This is a genomic window from Lysinibacillus sp. CNPSo 3705 (assembly GCF_028674935.1).
Lineage (GTDB): Bacteria > Bacillota > Bacilli > Bacillales_A > Planococcaceae > Lysinibacillus.
On record NZ_JAQZSD010000163.1, the window covers coordinates 1 to 1281 of the forward strand.

Annotated in this window: 2 protein-coding genes; both read left to right on the top strand. The window is 27.8% G+C overall.

Annotated elements, in window-relative coordinates:
• On the top strand, nucleotides 1-294 hold a 294-nt coding region (locus PVA17_RS24780; protein ID WP_274069345.1), incomplete at its 5' end, for a hypothetical protein.
• Nucleotides 295-711: 417 nt separating this feature from the next.
• Nucleotides 712-1155 (top strand): hypothetical protein, encoded by a 444-nt coding sequence (locus PVA17_RS24785; RefSeq protein WP_274069346.1) that lies wholly within the window; start codon nucleotides 712-714, stop codon nucleotides 1153-1155.
• The last annotated feature ends 126 nt before the right edge of the window (nucleotides 1156-1281 follow it).

The following is a 1281-nucleotide window of genomic DNA, read 5'->3' on the forward strand; positions in this document are numbered from 1 at the left end:
AAACAATATATTGATGATGAACTGTGTATATATGGTGGATTGAGTTTAAGTTATCCAGATATTGAAATAAAATTCAAAGAGGTATTTTTCACTTCTCTACCTATGATGTGGAAAACAGATACAAAAGAAACCATTTTAAATATCCTTGAAGGAGAAGCTGAAAAAGAAATTAGCGAAAAGTTTCAAGTTGAGTATTTGCATTATATTTTTAAGTTTAATCCTGAAGATTATCCAAGTAATTTTGGATGTTTAAAAGCGGCGAAGAAAATAACATATAAAATTTTAAAACCATAATAATTTATCCCAGGTGAGATGAAGTATTCTCCAGTATATTTGCTAGTCTATGTGTGAATAAAAGATGATGAAACTCATGGTGATAGAAAAAATACTAATAATTCTAACAGGTGAAGTAGCAATGAAATGGATAAAATAACATTTTAAACAATGAGTAGGAATACGCTCAGAACACTAAAAAAACTGACAATATCACGCTTGATAAACTTTCAAAGGCTTATTCCAACTAGAACTGTGAGTTAGGAATAAGTCTTTTTTTGCATACAACCTTATACGAAAAATGGTAAGAAATATATTAACGTTGCACCTGATGGAACAATTCACAAAAACAGTGGACGTAGATGGAACCATAAATACAGCTTTCAAATTAACTGATTCACAGTACAAATATTTATTTGAGACAGGAGTTGTTAAATAGTGAGGTTAGTTAATACCTATCTCTCAGAACAAGAATTAAAGAAACAAGAGATTGAAGTAATTTGTAATTTATTTATGAAACAATATCCTGAAGAAATTGAAGTAAATAGCTATAAATATGATGATCGTAAATATTATGAAACTGATTTTGATTTAATTGAGATAGAATTTCAAAAGGAAAATATTCATAAAGAAATTGATAAGTTGATTAAAGTTCATGAAAAAGTTATTCAGACAATTGATCGAAAAGTAGAAATAATTGTTGCTAATGATGATACAGATGCGGAAATTCAAATATTTGAAAATGATTATAACAATGTATCTGGATTTGGATTGTTTATTACTAAGAGAAATATCCAAGAACTTGAACCCTACTATACTTCTGAAATTTGTAAAGCATATTTGAATTTTGAAAATGTTAGTTTCGGTGTTATATTCGAATAGTGTTAAACTTTACGTGCTAACTTTTATACTCTGAAAAGAGTAGTTAATTCAAGTATAATTTTTTAGAGGAGAAAGAGAAATGATAAATGAGTGGTATGAAGGAACGGAGTTAGAAAATAAAATTCC